Origin of the sequence: Pseudomonas fluorescens (assembly GCF_902497995.1) — a bacterium.
GTDB lineage: Bacteria > Pseudomonadota > Gammaproteobacteria > Pseudomonadales > Pseudomonadaceae > Aquipseudomonas > Aquipseudomonas fluorescens_BK.
Map to the genome: position 1 here is coordinate 205,178 of NZ_CABVII010000004.1, position 14,065 is coordinate 219,242.

Consider the following 14,065-nt stretch of genomic DNA (forward strand, 5'->3'; position numbering starts at 1 on the left):
AAGGAGCCAGGCAATGATCAGGTTGAAATTAGTCGAGCGGTTCACTCCCGCTCTGCTTGAGACCCACAAAGCTTTTTCCTTCATCAACTTTGCTTCCATCGGCAGTCTGTTCGAACAGGCCGAGGGCCGCGACGTCAGCTATTTTTGCGATGGCATGCTGCTGTCGGCGTTCATGTCGCGCATCACCGGGCAGCCTGTCGAGCGGGTCAGTTTCGATTTCACCTCCATCGCCGACCCGGTGCTGCGCAATGCCGAGCAACGGGGCCGGCGTGTGTATTTTGTCGGGGCCCGGCAAGTGGAACTGGACCTGTTCCTGCTCAAAATCAGGGGTCTTTATCCGCGCTTGAAGATCGCCGGCTTTCACAACGGTTACTTCGATACGGCGCAGGCACAACGCATACATGCCGACATCCGCGACAGCGCCACGGACATCCTGATCACAGGTCTGGGCGCCGGACTCCAGGAGCAATTCGTCGAGGAGGCCCTGAGCCAGGGCTTTGGCGGGGTGGCATTCACCTGCGGCGGTTTCATTCGGCAGGAAGCCACGGCCATCCGCAATTACTACCCCGAATTGATCAACCGCCTGCATCTGCGCGCGTTTTACCGCATGTACCGTGAGCCGCACACGATCCAGCGCTACCTGATCGACTATCCGAGAAACTTTTTTCATCTGTGGGCAATGCTCGCCCTGCACAAAGTGACTATCGATCTACTGCACCCCGACTGCCGGGAAACCAGGATGAACATTCTGTTCATTCTCAAGGATTTCAGCCCTGGCGGAGGGGTCGAGGGTGTCCAGCAGCGCCTGGCCGGGCAATTTCTGAAGGAGGGCCGCCAGGTCGGTTTTTACGTCATGAACGGCGATACGCCGGCGCAAGCGGGCGCGACGTTTTTCCAGGGCGGCGGCGATGGGATCAAGGGCCTGCTCAAGTCCATCTTCCTGTTGCGCCGGATCATTCGCCGCGAAGGCGTGACTCACCTGATCGCCGCCAAGGAACAGGCCAACCTCTGCACTTGGTTCGCCACATTGAACACCTGCTGCCGGGTCATTTATACCCGTCATGCGGCGCTCGATTGCGAGGAACAGAAGACCGGGCCCACCAGCCTGCGCCTGCTCTACGCTTTATACCTGTGCGGCACTGGCAAGGTCGTGGCGGTATCCAATGGCCTGTGTCAGAGCCTTGCCGAGCTGATGCCCTGGGGACGCCAGCGCATCAGCTACTGCCCCAACGCCGTGATCAGCGAATACATGCTCAATGCCGCGCAGGCGCCCTTGCCCGACGGCTTGCCCGCCGACTACTGGCTGGGGGTGGGACGGCTGGTGCAGCCAAAAGGCTTCCATCTGTTACTCGATGCCTACGCAATGGTCTTGCTCCGTGCAACGCCGTTGCCGGATCTGGTGATTGCCGGAGATGGCCCGGAGCGCGTCGCGCTGACCGCACAGGCACAACGCCTGGGCATCGCAGACCGGGTGCATTTCACCGGTTATCTGAGCAACCCCTATCCCCTGATCCGCCACGCCCGGCTGCTGATCCTGAGTTCGGTCCATGAAGGCTTGCCTACGGTGCTGATCGAAGCCCTGGCGCTGGGTACGCCGACATTGGCTTGCGAGTGTGGCAGCGGCGCCCGGGAGTTGCTCGATCACGGCCGGCTTGGGCGTCTGGTGAAGGTCAATGATGTGCCGGCGCTGGCAGAAGGACTGCTGCACAGCCTGACCCCGGACGGTCAGGTTGCGCCGGCCGGTCGCGTCGCGGCAGAGGCGGTTCGACAGTACGGCAGTCATCAGTCCGCCGAGGCCTACTACCAGGTATGGAATCAATGAAGAAGCTGCTGATCATTCTGCATGACTTGGGCGCAGGGGGTGCCGAAAAGATGATGGCGCGCCTCGCCGGGGCGCTGGCCGATGCCGGCAATGACGTGACCCTGCTGATGCTCACCGGCGGCGGAGTCAATGTCGCGAGCCTCGATCCACGGGTCAAACAGGTCGAGCTCAATAGCGCACGCAGTGCGAGTGCCGTGCCGGCCCTGGCGCGATTTCTGCGGCGCAACCGCTTTGATGCGCAATTGGCCGCCCTCACCCATGTCAACGTGGTGGCGATTGCCGCAGCAGCGCTATCCGGGACCCTGCCCCGCCTGCATGTCAGCGAACGCAACGCGTTTTCCCACGACAAACACGTCAACCCGTCCCTGCGGGTCCGGCTGGCCTATTGGGTGGCGCCACTGCTGTACCGGCTCATCCCCAACCCGGTGATCTGCGTGTCACGGGGGGTCGCCGAGGATCTGGTCGAGACCACCCTGACCCGTCAGCGCGATGTCACGATTGCCGACAACCCGGTACTGGACAATGACTTTCGCGACAGGCCGCTTCCCGCTCCGGAGCATCATTGGCTGCGGGAAAAAACCACACCGGTGATTGTCGCCGTGGGGCGGCTGGTCCGACAGAAAGGCTTCGACACCCTGATCGATGCCTTCGCCCGACTGCCCGATCGCACGGCGCGCTTGATCATCTTCGGTGAAGGCACGCTCAGGACACCCTTGCTCGATCAGGCCCGCACGCTAGCCGTGGCCGATCGGGTCGACCTGCCGGGCTACACCGCCGATCCCATGGCGCAAGTCGCGGCGGCCGATTGCTTTGTATTGTCGTCGCGTTTCGAAGGCAGCCCGAACGCGCTGGTCGAAGCCCTGGCCACCGGCACCCCGGTGGTAGCGACGCGTTGTCCGCACGGCCCGCAGGACATTCTCGACAACGGCACCGTCGCGCCGCTGGTGGCGGTCGATGACCCCGCGGCGCTGGCGCAGGCGATCAGCGAACAACTGAACGCCGCGAACGATACACGGCGCCCGATACGTATCGATGCCGCCGCCCGCTTCATGAATGCCCAGGCGGTGAAGACCTACCTCAGTGCCTTGCTCGGGAGCCCACCGCCATGAACACACTGCAAGTCAGGTTCACCACGCTGCGCGATCTTTTCACGCTGTTCGGCGTGCTGTTCTACCTGCAGGTGATCAGCTTTTTTACCGGCCTGGGCAGTGCCTCCAGCCTGAACGATGCCCAGCGTGACCTTGAGGGTAACGTCGTCAACCAGGTCTGCGGCCTGATCACTCTGCTGGTACCTTTATTTTTCTTCATCCGCCACAAGGTGTTCCTCAGTCAGTGTTTTTACCGGCAGAACGCCTTTTTGCTGCTGTTCGTGCTTTGCGTCGCCGCGTCGATCAGTTGGTCCTACGATCCGATGCTCAGCCTCAAGCGTTTTGTCGCATTGATGAGCGTGGTGTTTTTCGGCGGATTCGTCGCCTACAACTACAGCCTCGAAAAAATCAGTTTCATGCTCGGCTGCACCCTCGGCGTAGCGGCGTTCATCGGGCTGATCTGCGCCTTGATCCTGCCGGACATCGCCTTCATTTCCGGAGGCATTCGCGACGGTGCGTTCAAGGGCATCTTCCCGGAAAAAAATGCCGGGGCGCGGATCAATGCCATCGCCGTTGTGTTGCTGCTGCCGATGATCCGCCGGCGCAATCCCTGGGCGATGTTCAGCGCACTGTGCTCACTCATCGCCATCGGGCTCGCCCAGTCCGCCACGGGGCTGGCGCTGATTTGCGCGGGGTCGGCAAGCTACTGGTACTTTCTGACCATGATCCGTCTGCGGATCAACCGCTCATGGATGGCGTTCTTCGCGACCACAGTTCTGTACTTGCTGATCTGCCTGTTTCTGTTTGGTCATTACACGCTTTTGTTGGAAATGGTCGGTCGCGACCCGTCACTCACCGACCGCATGCTGATCTGGGAGCTGTTGACACCCTACATCGATGCCGAGTTTGTCAGGGGTTACGGCTATGGTGGCTTCTGGTCCAGCCCCGATGCCGCCGCGTTCATTGCTCGCTGGGGTTACATCGGTAACGCCCACAGCGGCTACATGGAAACCCTGCTCAACGGCGGGATCGTGCAGCTGACGGCGCTGGGCCTGATGCTGGCCGAGGCGCTGGTCAAACAGTATCGCGCCGTGACGGCGGACCAGTCGCCGCAGTATCGGGCCAGTGCCCTGGTCATCATAGGACTGTTCATCGTCACCAATTACGTGGCGTACGTGGTCCCCAATTACCGCTCCGCGGAGTTTTTGGTGTTCTGCATCCTGGCCATGTCTTTCCATCATCACCACGCCGGACGCAGTCTTGCCAGACCGGGCGCAGCGTCGCATTCGACGGCGCGACGCAAGGTACTCAGCGGCGCCACCGCCAGCGTCGTAGCCAAGGAGAAAAGGCCATGTTGAACGAAGGCCCCCCTTCACCGGATTCGGTGTGCGTGGTGATTCCGATGTACAACGCCGCCAGTACCATCGAAAAGACCCTGGCGTCCCTGGTCCTGCAGACCCGTCAGCCCGAGCAGGTGATCGTCGTCGACGACGGCTCCAGCGATGACTGTGCCCAACGGGTCAGGAATTTTGTCGCGCCGTTTCGCCTGACCCTGTTGCAGCAGGCCAACCAGGGTCCGGCCCGTGCGCGCAACACAGGCATCTTTGCCGCCGAGGAAACCTTCATTGCCTTCCTCGATGCCGATGACCAGTGGCATCCACAGAAACTGGAAATGCAGCTGGCGCTGTATGACCGGTTGACGGCCCAGGGGCATTCGGTCGGGCTGATCGATTGCTACCAGTTGAGTGTGTTCAGCGACGGCACACAGCAACTGGAAGAGCGGCGCAAGTGCGGCAATCACTTTGCTGATTTCATGCGCGAGAATGTCATCAACGGTACGTCCGGCGTGCTGGTGGTGCGTGAAGTGGTCTGTGCCCTGGGTGGTTTCGACCCTTCCCTGCGCTTCGCCGAAGACCGCCTGCTCTGGACGCGGATCGCCGAGCACTGGGAAATCCACACCGTGCCGCAAATCCTCCATCGGCGCGGGGTCGACAGCGGCAACATCACCGCGCAACCGCAAAAATACTACCCGTACAAAGTCAGATTCATCGAACTGTACCTGGATCGCTACGGCCCGAGACTGACCCGGCAGCAGCGCATCCATTTCGTGTTGGCCAACCATGCCGAATTCCTCAATGCCTTTTCCCGGCGCGGCGAACATGCACAGGTGATCAAGGTGTTCCGGCAGATGCTCGGGCACTCCTGGCAAGCGCTGATTTGCTTCAATGGCAAACCGACCCTGCGTTACCTTTATGCGCGATTCAAGACGCTGCACAAGGTTTCCTGATCGCTCGCCCCTCGATCGAACGTCTGCCGGGTTTGCCCATGGTCAATCAACGTCTCGTCACATTGAGCTGGATCTTCACCGAGAAATTCGGCCTGATTTTCCTGTCGATGATCACTTTTGTCGTGTATGCCAGGCTGTTGTCGCCGGAAGAACTGGGGGTGGGTACGATCATCATCGCCAGCGTCGAGGTGATCGCCATCCTCTATTCCTCGGTGCTGGAAGACCCACTGGTGCGGATGGAGCGTCTGGATGAGCGCCACATCGCCACGGCGTTCTGGGTGGCGGTACTGACCAGCCTGGTGTCCATCGCGATCATCACGGCCGTGGCGATGCTGTGGCTTGCATCCACCGCCCTGCAATGGATGACGGCGCTGGCTTCGGTGAAAATCCTGTTCACCATGATGGCGCGCGTCTATGTCGTGCAATTGCGCCGTAGCAGCAACTTCAGGATGCTCGCTTCGCGCACACTGCTGGGCAAGGTGTCCGGCGGCGTTGCCGGTATCGCCGTGGCGCTCTTGGGTTTGGGCGCCTGGGCGGTGATTGCCCAGGCGCTGATCATGGAATTCGTTTCCATCCTGGTGTTGATGCTGAGTGACCGACGCCGAATCCCATGGGTCATTGACGGTCCATTCCTGCGTGAACTGCTGACGGCCGGCCTGCCCGTGGCCGTCAACACCCTGAGTTCGCAAACCCTTCAGCGCGGGGTCAATGTGGTCCTCGGTATCACCGCCGGCACCCACGCTGTCGGCATCTTCAACCTGGCGATGCGCATCATCGATTTGCCACGCACGGCGTTTTACAACGGCCTGATGAGCTATGCACTGCCGGCATTCGCCAGACGCAGCGCCGAACCGTCGAGGTTGATCGGCTTCATTTTCGACTCGACAGCCGTCAGCTGCTTCCTCCTCACCCCGATCTTCATCGGTATCGCCGTCACCGCCGAGAACATCGTCCTGCTGATCTTCGGAGCCAAATGGGCCGACGCGATCCCGCTGCTGCAAGTACTGGCCTGCACCGCCGCCATCGGCAACACCGCCATGTACGCCACCACCGCGCTGGTGGCCGTCAACCGCACGCACCTGACCCTCAAGGCGGAAGTGGGCACCACCTTGCTGGCGCTGGCGCTGGTCTACGGGCTGGGGCCGCTTTATGGCGGCATGGCCGCTGCCCTGGCGTTGCTGCTGCGGATGCTGATCGTCACACCCTTGCAGATTCGCGGGCTGAACACCGCCATCGGTTCTGGCTGGCGTGCGTTTTTCGCCTCCAGCTATCGCAGTGTGACGGCCTCGCTGGTCATGGCCGCGGCAGTGCTGTGGCTGACCCCATGGCTGCAGGTGCAGGGGGTTGTGCACCTGGCCTGCAGCATCGGTATCGGCGCGCTGACCTATGCGCTGGCCTACAGCCTGTTGCACCCGCGCTGGCCGCAAGAATTCAAATCGGTATTCACCACCCGCTGAACCCACTCCCTCCGCAATCCTTCTGCGACAGGAACGCCCAACATGCGCAAAACCACGCTGATCACTGGCGGGGCCGGGTACATCGGCTCCCATACCGCGCTGACCCTCATTGCTGCCGGCCACTCGGTGGTGATACTCGATAACCTGTGCAACAGCTGTCGGGAGTCGATCAGCCGACTTGAGCTACTGACCCACAGCCACGTCGACTTCATCGAAGGCGATGTGCGCGACAGCACCTTGCTCGAGGAAATCTTCGCTGAGTACGACATCGATGCGGTGATGCATTTCTCCAGCCTGAAATCCGTCGCCGAAAGCACCCGAAAACCGCTGGATTACTACGCTAACAATGTCGCGGGCACCTTGAATCTTTGCCAGGCCATGGCCCGCGCGCAGGTGTTCAATCTGGTGTTCAGTTCCTCGGCCACGGTCTACGGCGACTCGGCGCACACACCGATTGCCGAAGCCCTGGGCACCGGCAACCCCGTCAATCCCTATGGCCGCAGCAAGCTGATGATCGAGGAGATGCTCAAGGATCTGGCGCTGTCCGACACGCGCTGGAGCATCGCGCTGCTGCGCTATTTCAACCCGATTGGCGCCCACGAAAGCGGCTTGATCGGCGAAGACCCCCATGGCCGACCCAGCAACCTGCTGCCCAGCCTGACCCAGGTCGCCATCGGCCGGCTCCCCGAACTCACCGTGTTCGGCAATGACTACCCCACGGTCGATGGCACCTGCGTGCGCGATTACATCCACGTAGTCGATGTGGCCGAAGGGCACCTGAAGGCGCTGCAGATGCTGCAACACAGTCCTGGCACTCACATCTGGAACCTCGGTACCGGCACCGGCTACAGCGTGTTGCAGATCATCCACAGTTTCGAAGACGTGACCGGCATCAGCATTCCCTACCATTTCGCTCCACGCCGAGCCGGCGACATTGCCCAGTGCTGGGCCGACCCCAGCAAGGCCGGACGCGACCTGGGCTGGTACGCGCAACGTAACCTGGAGCAGATGATCATCGACACCTGGCGATGGCAATCAAGCAACCCCTATGGCTACCAGTTCCCTCTGCCATTGCCGGTAGCTGTGGCCATGAAGTAATGGAGCCTGACCATGATCAGGGAATGCCTACTCGGCTTTCTTTTCGCGAGCATGATGTTCGAGGCGGCAGCTGCGCCCTCCCGGCCACCCACCGACGGCCTGGTGCTGTGGCTCGACGCGGCCGACGCCTCGACCATCAGCCTCGACGAACAACAGCGCGTGCTGCGCTGGCGGGACAAATCCGGCCAGCACCACGACGTCACTGCGGACCATGCATCGGCCAGCGCCTGGTCCGGATACGTGACCAATGCCCTTAACGGCCACGCCGTGGTGCGCTTGAATGGCACGGCGGCTTTCAGCGCCAAGGCCTTGCGCACGGCAAAAGGTCCGGTGACGCTGTTGATGGTGTCGCGGCGACTTCCGGCACAGGCCGGGGGCAAGGCCTGGCAACGCCTGTTCAGCTCGCGCCCGCAATTGGCCGATAACGATAACGTGGCACCGAACTTCGGCATCAGCGTGCAACAGACCAGCACCTATCAGCCCCACATTGCCTTCCTCGAAACCAGCGACGTGCCGATCGGCCCTCTCGCCGTAGGCCGCAATGTGGTCGGCACCTCTGAAATCCTGCGCGGCGACATCGCCGAAGTGCTGGCGTACAACCGCCCACTGACCACGCAGGCCGAACGCCAGGCGGCGTTTGAATACCTGGCGCACAAATGGTCGGTGGCGGTCCCGCAACACGCCAATGCCTGGACCCGAACCGGTCCGCTCGGCCCGGTGCCGCAACAGACCAACGCCAACCTGCCGCTGTCCGATCAGGCCAATGCCGGCCGCTGGCGCCCGGACCCGCGCTTCACCGACGACTTCAACGGCACTGCCCTCGACCGTCAACGCTGGCACGTCAACAACGCCACCGGTAGCGACTCGCTGGGGCGCAAACCGGCGCTCTTCACCCCTGACAACGCCAGTGTCGGCAATGGCCATCTGAACATCGTCTTCCGCAGGCAAACCTTGCCTGAAAAATATGTACGCCTGGGCTACAAGAACTACACCAGCGCCATGGTCCGCACTATCGAACGTGGCGACTACGGCTACTACGAAGCCCGGGCCAGACCCATGAACTCGGCAGGTTCCAGCGCCTTCTGGCTGGCATGGACCGGACTTGCCGACAACGCCACGGAAATCGACATTTTCGAAATCGGCGGTAAAACCAAAGAGGCCAGATTCGACCGTTTGTACAACATGAACGCCCACGTCTGGGCGACGCCGACCGGCACCGCGCACTTCAGCGAAGGCGCCAGCTGGACCAGCCCCTGGCGCCTGGCCGCCGACTTTCACGTGTATGGCCTGGACTGGCAGCCCGACACCCTACGCTGGTACGTCGACGGCGTGCTGGTCAGGGAAGCGAAGAACAGTCACTGGTTCTTCCCGATGCAGATAGTCTTCGACAGCGAGGCCATGTGGGACTGGTTCGGCGTGGTCAACGATGCCGATCTGCCATCGACCTTCAGTATCGATTACATCAAGGTCTGGCGGCGCGGCGGATAGTCATGGCTGGTTCATGGCTACACATCCTGCTGCTGGAGGATCTTCTGCCCTGTCTCAAGTCATGAAGGGAGTATCCAATGAAAGGCGATGCCAGTGCTGACCAAAGAGACGCCGGAACACCTGTTTTCGGGCAAAGGTTTGGCGCTCTTGGTAAACTTCCCTGAATCAGCTTTAAACACGTAGAGCAAAAATGGTACAGAATTTAGTTACATACCCGGATTCAAGCTCTATGGTGTCCAGACGCTTTAGCGTGGCCCCGATGATGGATTGGACCGACCGCCACTGTCGCTTCTTCCTGCGCCTGCTCTCCAAGCACGCCCTCCTCTACACCGAAATGGTCACCACCGGCGCACTGCTCAACGGCGATCACGAACGCTTCCTGCGTCACAACGAAGCCGAACACCCCCTCGCCCTGCAACTCGGTGGCAGCGTGCCGCTGGACCTGGCCATGTGCGCGCGCATGGCTCAGGACCATGGCTACGACGAGGTGAATCTGAATGTCGGCTGTCCGAGTGATCGGGTGCAGAACAATATGATCGGCGCGTGCCTGATGGGGCATCCGCAGTTGGTGGCCGATTGTGTGAAGGCGATGCGCGATGCGGTGTCGATTCCGGTGACGGTAAAGCATCGGATCGGGATCAATGGCCGGGACAGTTACGAGCAGTTGTGCGATTTCGTCGGCACCGTGCGGGATGCCGGGTGCACGAGTTTTACGGTGCATGCGCGGATTGCGATTCTGGAGGGGTTGTCGCCGAAGGAGAACCGCGACATTCCGCCCCTGCGGTATGACGTGGCGGCGCGGTTGAAGGTGGATTTTCCGGAGCTGGAGATCATTCTCAACGGCGGGATCAAGACGCTGGAGGCTTGTCGCGAGCACTTGCAGACATTCGACGGTGTGATGCTGGGCCGTGAGGCCTATCACAACCCTTATGTGATGGCCGAGGTCGATCAGCAACTGTTTGGCAGCACGGCACCGGTGATCAGCCGGGCCGAGGCGCTGGCGCAGTTGCGGCCCTACATCGCGGCGCATATCGAGGCGGGTGGTTCAATGCACCACATTACCCGGCATGTGCTGGGACTGGGCACAGGGTTTCCCGGGGCGCGCAAGTTTCGGCAGTTGTTGTCGGTGGATATTCATAAGGCTAAAGAGCCGTTGGTGTTGCTGGATCAGGCGGCGGAGTTGTTGGAGGGGCGTTAACAATAAGTTTCTACGTTGAAATGGAGCATCGTTGATGGAAGGAGCTGAACATGCCTCTGACTGAAAAAGAACTGATGGAACGGGATGCCAAACGCAATATTGGCGAAGAACTGTTGGCGTCGATTCTTGAAGTCAAGGCAGGCTCATTGGCTAATGCCGCTGTAGGAGCAAGCTCGCTCCTACATAGGCAGCCATCCGCCCCGACGTTTTCCGAGACGTATTGTCGAACTGAAGTCATGACTGTGGAATCTGTGGGCGTTAACGGTCGCCCCGGTTGAACCTGTGCCCGGATTTGGCATCGTAACTATCGATACCGCGCCCCGCCTTTCAAACACCCGTTTTCCGGTTGTTGCCGCTGGGGCCATCGATACACGCACGCGCCCTTGAGTGGCTGTCAGCGCTCGGGTAATGTCATCAGACCCATAGGACAGAGCACGCCCATGACTTCCAAGCTGGATCAACTCAAACAAATGACCACCGTGGTTGCCGACACCGGCGACTTCGAAGCTATCGCTCGCGTCAAACCCGTGGACGCTACCACCAACCCTTCGCTGCTGCTCAAAGCGGCGGCCATTTCCGGTTATGCCGAGTTGCTGAATGCGTGCGTTCACGACTGCAAGGGCGATGTCGGCCTGGCCAGCGATCGTTTTGGCGTTGCGGTAGGCCAGGAAATTCTCAAGGTTGTACCGGGCCGTATTTCCACTGAAGTGGATGCGCGCCTGTCGTTCGACACTGACGCCGTATTGAAGCGCGCGCACCGTCTGATCGAACTGTATGACAAAGCCGGCATCGGCCGTGACCGGGTGCTGATCAAGATCGCTTCCACCTGGGAAGGTATCCGCGCTGCCGAGCAGTTGGAAAAGGAAGGCATCCAGACCAACCTGACCCTGCTGTTCTCCTTCGCTCAGGCCGCCGCTTGTGCCGATGCCGGGGTGTTCCTGATTTCGCCGTTCGTGGGCCGCATCTACGATTGGTACAAGAAGGCCAACGGCAACGACTACACCGGCGCGGATGATCCGGGCGTGCAGTCGGTGACGCGGATTTACAACTACTACAAATCCAATGACTACAAGACCGTGGTGATGGGCGCGAGCTTTCGCAACCTGAATCAGATCGAGCAGTTGGCTGGTTGCGACCGCTTGACCATCAGCCCGGATCTGCTGGAGAAGCTGGCGGCGGACACCGGCAAGCTGGAGCGCAAGTTGGCGCCGGGCAATGCCGGTGAGGCGCGCTTGAGCCTGAATGAAGCGCAGTTCCGTTGGTTGTCCAACGAAGATGCGATGGCGACCGAGAAGCTGGCTGAGGGTATTCGTCAGTTTGCCCGGGATCAGGAGAAGCTTGAGGCGTTGTTGCAGGCCAAGCTGTGATCTAGTTCAGAGCGTTGGGAAAAGGGCGAGCCTTGGGTTCGTCCTTTTTTTTGCGTTGAATTTGGGTGTTGGATGGCTGCGCGCTGGGGGATGTGGTGTTTGGTGTGGCGTCTTCGCGAGCAAGCCCGCTCCCACAGGGGGATTTATGTCGTTCATGGGAGATGTGGACGACGCAGATCCTGTGGGAGCGGGCTTGCTCGCGAAGGCGGCGGCACATTCAATATATGTGCAAGCTGGCCTGGCGCTTTCGCGAGCAGGCCGCTCCCACAGGGGGATTTACTGTGGGAGCGCTGTTTGGCCCATTGCCTGGGGATCAGTGCCGCTCGAGGGCATTGACCAGGTCATGGAAGGCTTCACGATTGGAGTCGTTCAGGCCCATGAGGATCTTGTGCGCTTCGAGCACTTTGATCCGCACCACTTCTTCGGACTGATCCTGGTCTGGCAGGTCGGTCAGGCACTCAGGGCACGGGATCGGGCGGTCAACGATGTTGAACACTTGCTCGAAGCCCATGGACTGCAGCAGCCGGGTGATGTCTTCGTGGGTGGTGACCACGGTCGGCAGCAGGCCGACCTTTTGCCGCGACAGGATCGACAGTTTGGCCAGCAGGCCCAGGGTGGTGCTGTCGATGCTGCGGGTTTCGGTCAGGTCGATCACGATCGCGTTGAAATTCAACGCGGTGAAGATCCGCTCAATAGTCGCATCCAACGCCGAACACAGGGTCAGGCGAACTTCACCGACGAACTTGAGGACGAAGGTGCCGTCCTGCTCGGCGAACTGGATTCTACCGGTACTCATCAAAGATTCCTGCTCAACACCAACAGGGCGATATCATCCGGCATCTCCCCCAGCGTGGCCAATCCAAAAACCTGCCGCAGACCATCCAGGCTGCCGCCCGCTGCCTTGACCCGTTGGGGCAAAGCCGCTTCTTTTTCTTTGAGTGTCGGTTCTGGCAAAAGGTCCAGAATGCCATCGGACATCAGCGTCAGGCTGAACGTCGGCGGCAGCTCCAGCACGTGGTCTTCGTAGGTGGCTTCATTGAAGAGGCCTACCGGCAGACCGCGCCCTTCCAGATAACGAACACTGTCTGGCGTGTACAACACAGGCAACGGCAAATGACCGCCGATGCTATAGGTCAACAAACCTGTCTCCTCGTCGATGACTCCACCGACCATTGTGACGTGTTTACCCAGCTTACAACTGATCAGGCCTCGGTTGATATGACCAAGGACCTCTGAAGGCTTGAATTCCGGCAATGTACCGCTGCGCTTGGATTCGAACAGCAGGCGCGTGGTCATGAACTTCAACAGCACGGTAACGAACGCTGAAGAGGCGCCATGCCCGGAAACGTCCGCCAGGTAAAAGGCTACCCGACGCTCGTCGACCCGAAAGTAGTCGACGAAATCACCCGACAGGTACAGCGACGGGATGATCTGGTGGGCGAACTGGAACTCGTCGATGCTCCACGGACTGACCGGCAGCATGTTCATCTGCACCTGGCGACCGGCGTTCTGGTCTTCCTGGAGCAGGTTCAGGCTGGCTTCGAGTTCGCGGTTGGCCTTTTCCAGCTTCTCGCGGTAGCGCTGGTTTTCCAGCAGCAGGCGCGCACGATCCAGGGCCCGGCGCACAGAGTGCTCGAGCACGGCCAGATCTTCGAGAGGCTTGATCAGGTAGTCCGCCGCGCCCAGGCGCAGGGCCTCGACCGCGTCGTTCATCACGCCGGCGCCCGACACCACGATGACCGGGGTTTGTGGCGATCGCTCGGTGACCTGGCGGATGAGTTCGAGCCCGCCCATCTGCGGCATGCGCAGATCGCAGATGACCAAGTCGGGCTTGAATTGCTCGAATACCTGAAGACCCTGCTGGCCATTGCTGGCCTGCAAGACGCTGAAACCACTGTCTTCCAAATAGGCGGCGAGGCTCTCGCGCACTACTTCGTCATCATCGATTATCAGCAGCGTGGCACTGGTTTTTGGCATGTGGGCAAACGGCGCCAGAATTAGGTTGGCGTAGCAGGCAGGGGTTTTGGCCCGGCTCACACTACTGGATTCGCTTTCTAGCCTCTCCGTTGCACCGTTTTCGGGCATTTGCCCTACGCACGGGTACACCAGAGGTGCCCTTCTAAGGCGCAGACGGTACTCCCATCCGCGGGGTGTTTCAAGCTCACGCCGATGGTCGCTTGACGTCTTTGGTTGCCAAATGACCGGGAGTTATAAAAACCGGCTGGAGAGTAACTGAATGGAAGGTCGTAACCTGCCGATT

11 protein-coding genes and 1 pseudogene are annotated in these 14,065 nt (G+C 60.5%); 10 read left to right on the forward strand and 2 right to left on the reverse strand.

Going from position 1 to position 14,065, the window contains the following annotated elements:
* Nucleotides 1–13 precede the first annotated feature (13 nt).
* From F8N80_RS31430 to tal, 10 genes and pseudogenes are all read left to right on the forward strand, one after another.
* Nucleotides 14–1,822, forward strand: coding sequence for a glycosyltransferase (locus F8N80_RS31430; protein ID WP_224790646.1), 1,809 nt, complete (start codon nucleotides 14–16; stop codon nucleotides 1,820–1,822).
* The gene (locus tag F8N80_RS06695) at nucleotides 1,819–2,931 is read left to right on the forward strand and encodes a glycosyltransferase (protein WP_150783510.1); all 1,113 of its coding nucleotides are present in this window, start codon (nucleotides 1,819–1,821) and stop codon (nucleotides 2,929–2,931) included. Before F8N80_RS31430 ends, F8N80_RS06695 begins: the two co-directional genes overlap by 4 nt.
* Nucleotides 2,928–4,268 carry an O-antigen ligase family protein gene (locus tag F8N80_RS06700; RefSeq protein WP_150783511.1) on the forward strand — a complete coding sequence of 447 codons (1,341 nt, stop codon included), beginning with the start codon at nucleotides 2,928–2,930 and terminating at the stop codon, nucleotides 4,266–4,268. The genes F8N80_RS06695 and F8N80_RS06700 overlap by 4 nt, the downstream gene beginning before the upstream one ends.
* Nucleotides 4,262–5,197: a glycosyltransferase family 2 protein gene (locus F8N80_RS06705; protein WP_150783512.1), complete on the forward strand. Its 936-nt coding sequence runs from the start codon at nucleotides 4,262–4,264 to the stop codon at nucleotides 5,195–5,197. Before F8N80_RS06700 ends, F8N80_RS06705 begins: the two co-directional genes overlap by 7 nt.
* 38 nt (nucleotides 5,198–5,235) lie before the next feature.
* On the forward strand, nucleotides 5,236–6,654 hold the full coding sequence (locus F8N80_RS06710) for an oligosaccharide flippase family protein (RefSeq protein ID WP_150783513.1): 1,419 nt from the start codon (nucleotides 5,236–5,238) through the stop codon (nucleotides 6,652–6,654).
* A 42-nt stretch (nucleotides 6,655–6,696) separates the two neighbouring features.
* A complete protein-coding gene (gene galE / locus F8N80_RS06715; RefSeq protein WP_150783514.1) occupies nucleotides 6,697–7,752 on the forward strand; it encodes a UDP-glucose 4-epimerase GalE in 1,056 nt (351 codons plus the stop codon).
* Between the two features lie 12 nt (nucleotides 7,753–7,764).
* Entirely contained in the window at nucleotides 7,765–9,240 is a 1,476-nt protein-coding gene (locus F8N80_RS06720) for a family 16 glycosylhydrolase (protein WP_224790647.1), read from the forward strand.
* A 229-nt stretch (nucleotides 9,241–9,469) separates the two neighbouring features.
* Nucleotides 9,470–10,438 carry a tRNA dihydrouridine(20/20a) synthase DusA gene (dusA, locus tag F8N80_RS06725; protein ID WP_440131180.1) on the forward strand — a complete coding sequence of 323 codons (969 nt, stop codon included), beginning with the start codon at nucleotides 9,470–9,472 and terminating at the stop codon, nucleotides 10,436–10,438.
* Between the two features lie 50 nt (nucleotides 10,439–10,488).
* Nucleotides 10,489–10,561: pseudogene (locus tag F8N80_RS32130) on the forward strand (helix-turn-helix domain-containing protein); the annotation flags it as partial.
* A 317-nt stretch (nucleotides 10,562–10,878) separates the two neighbouring features.
* Complete coding sequence (tal, locus tag F8N80_RS06735) at nucleotides 10,879–11,805, forward strand: transaldolase (RefSeq protein ID WP_150745309.1); 927 nt, start codon at nucleotides 10,879–10,881, stop codon at nucleotides 11,803–11,805.
* A gap of 313 nt (nucleotides 11,806–12,118) precedes the next feature.
* Here the strand turns inward: tal and rssC are convergent, their stop codons facing one another.
* Together rssC and rssB are read right to left on the reverse strand one after the other, a co-directional pair.
* Complete coding sequence (gene rssC, locus F8N80_RS06740) at nucleotides 12,119–12,601, reverse strand: anti-sigma factor antagonist RssC (RefSeq protein ID WP_007935262.1); 483 nt, start codon at nucleotides 12,599–12,601, stop codon at nucleotides 12,119–12,121.
* Nucleotides 12,601–13,782: a two-component system response regulator RssB gene (rssB, locus tag F8N80_RS06745; protein ID WP_150745310.1), complete on the reverse strand. Its 1,182-nt coding sequence runs from the start codon at nucleotides 13,780–13,782 to the stop codon at nucleotides 12,601–12,603. Before rssB ends, rssC begins: the two co-directional genes overlap by 1 nt.
* Nucleotides 13,783–14,065: the final 283 nt, after the last annotated feature.

Excerpts from the sequence above, each read along its gene's own strand:
- rssC (WP_007935262.1), bottom strand. The coding sequence starts at position 12,601 with ATGAGTACCGGTAGAATCCAGTTCGCCGAGCAGGACGGCACCTTCGTC.
- F8N80_RS06720 (WP_224790647.1), top strand. The coding sequence starts at position 7,765 with ATGATCAGGGAATGCCTACTCGGCTTTCTTTTCGCGAGCATGATGTTC.
- rssB (WP_150745310.1), bottom strand. The coding sequence starts at position 13,782 with ATGCCAAAAACCAGTGCCACGCTGCTGATAATCGATGATGACGAAGTA.
- F8N80_RS06710 (WP_150783513.1), top strand. The coding sequence starts at position 5,236 with ATGGTCAATCAACGTCTCGTCACATTGAGCTGGATCTTCACCGAGAAA.
- F8N80_RS06695 (WP_150783510.1), top strand. The coding sequence starts at position 1,819 with ATGAAGAAGCTGCTGATCATTCTGCATGACTTGGGCGCAGGGGGTGCC.
- F8N80_RS31430 (WP_224790646.1), top strand. The coding sequence starts at position 14 with ATGATCAGGTTGAAATTAGTCGAGCGGTTCACTCCCGCTCTGCTTGAG.
- galE (WP_150783514.1), top strand. The coding sequence starts at position 6,697 with ATGCGCAAAACCACGCTGATCACTGGCGGGGCCGGGTACATCGGCTCC.
- F8N80_RS06700 (WP_150783511.1), top strand. The coding sequence starts at position 2,928 with ATGAACACACTGCAAGTCAGGTTCACCACGCTGCGCGATCTTTTCACG.
- tal (WP_150745309.1), top strand. The coding sequence starts at position 10,879 with ATGACTTCCAAGCTGGATCAACTCAAACAAATGACCACCGTGGTTGCC.
- dusA (WP_440131180.1), top strand. The coding sequence starts at position 9,470 with ATGGTGTCCAGACGCTTTAGCGTGGCCCCGATGATGGATTGGACCGAC.
- F8N80_RS06705 (WP_150783512.1), top strand. The coding sequence starts at position 4,262 with ATGTTGAACGAAGGCCCCCCTTCACCGGATTCGGTGTGCGTGGTGATT.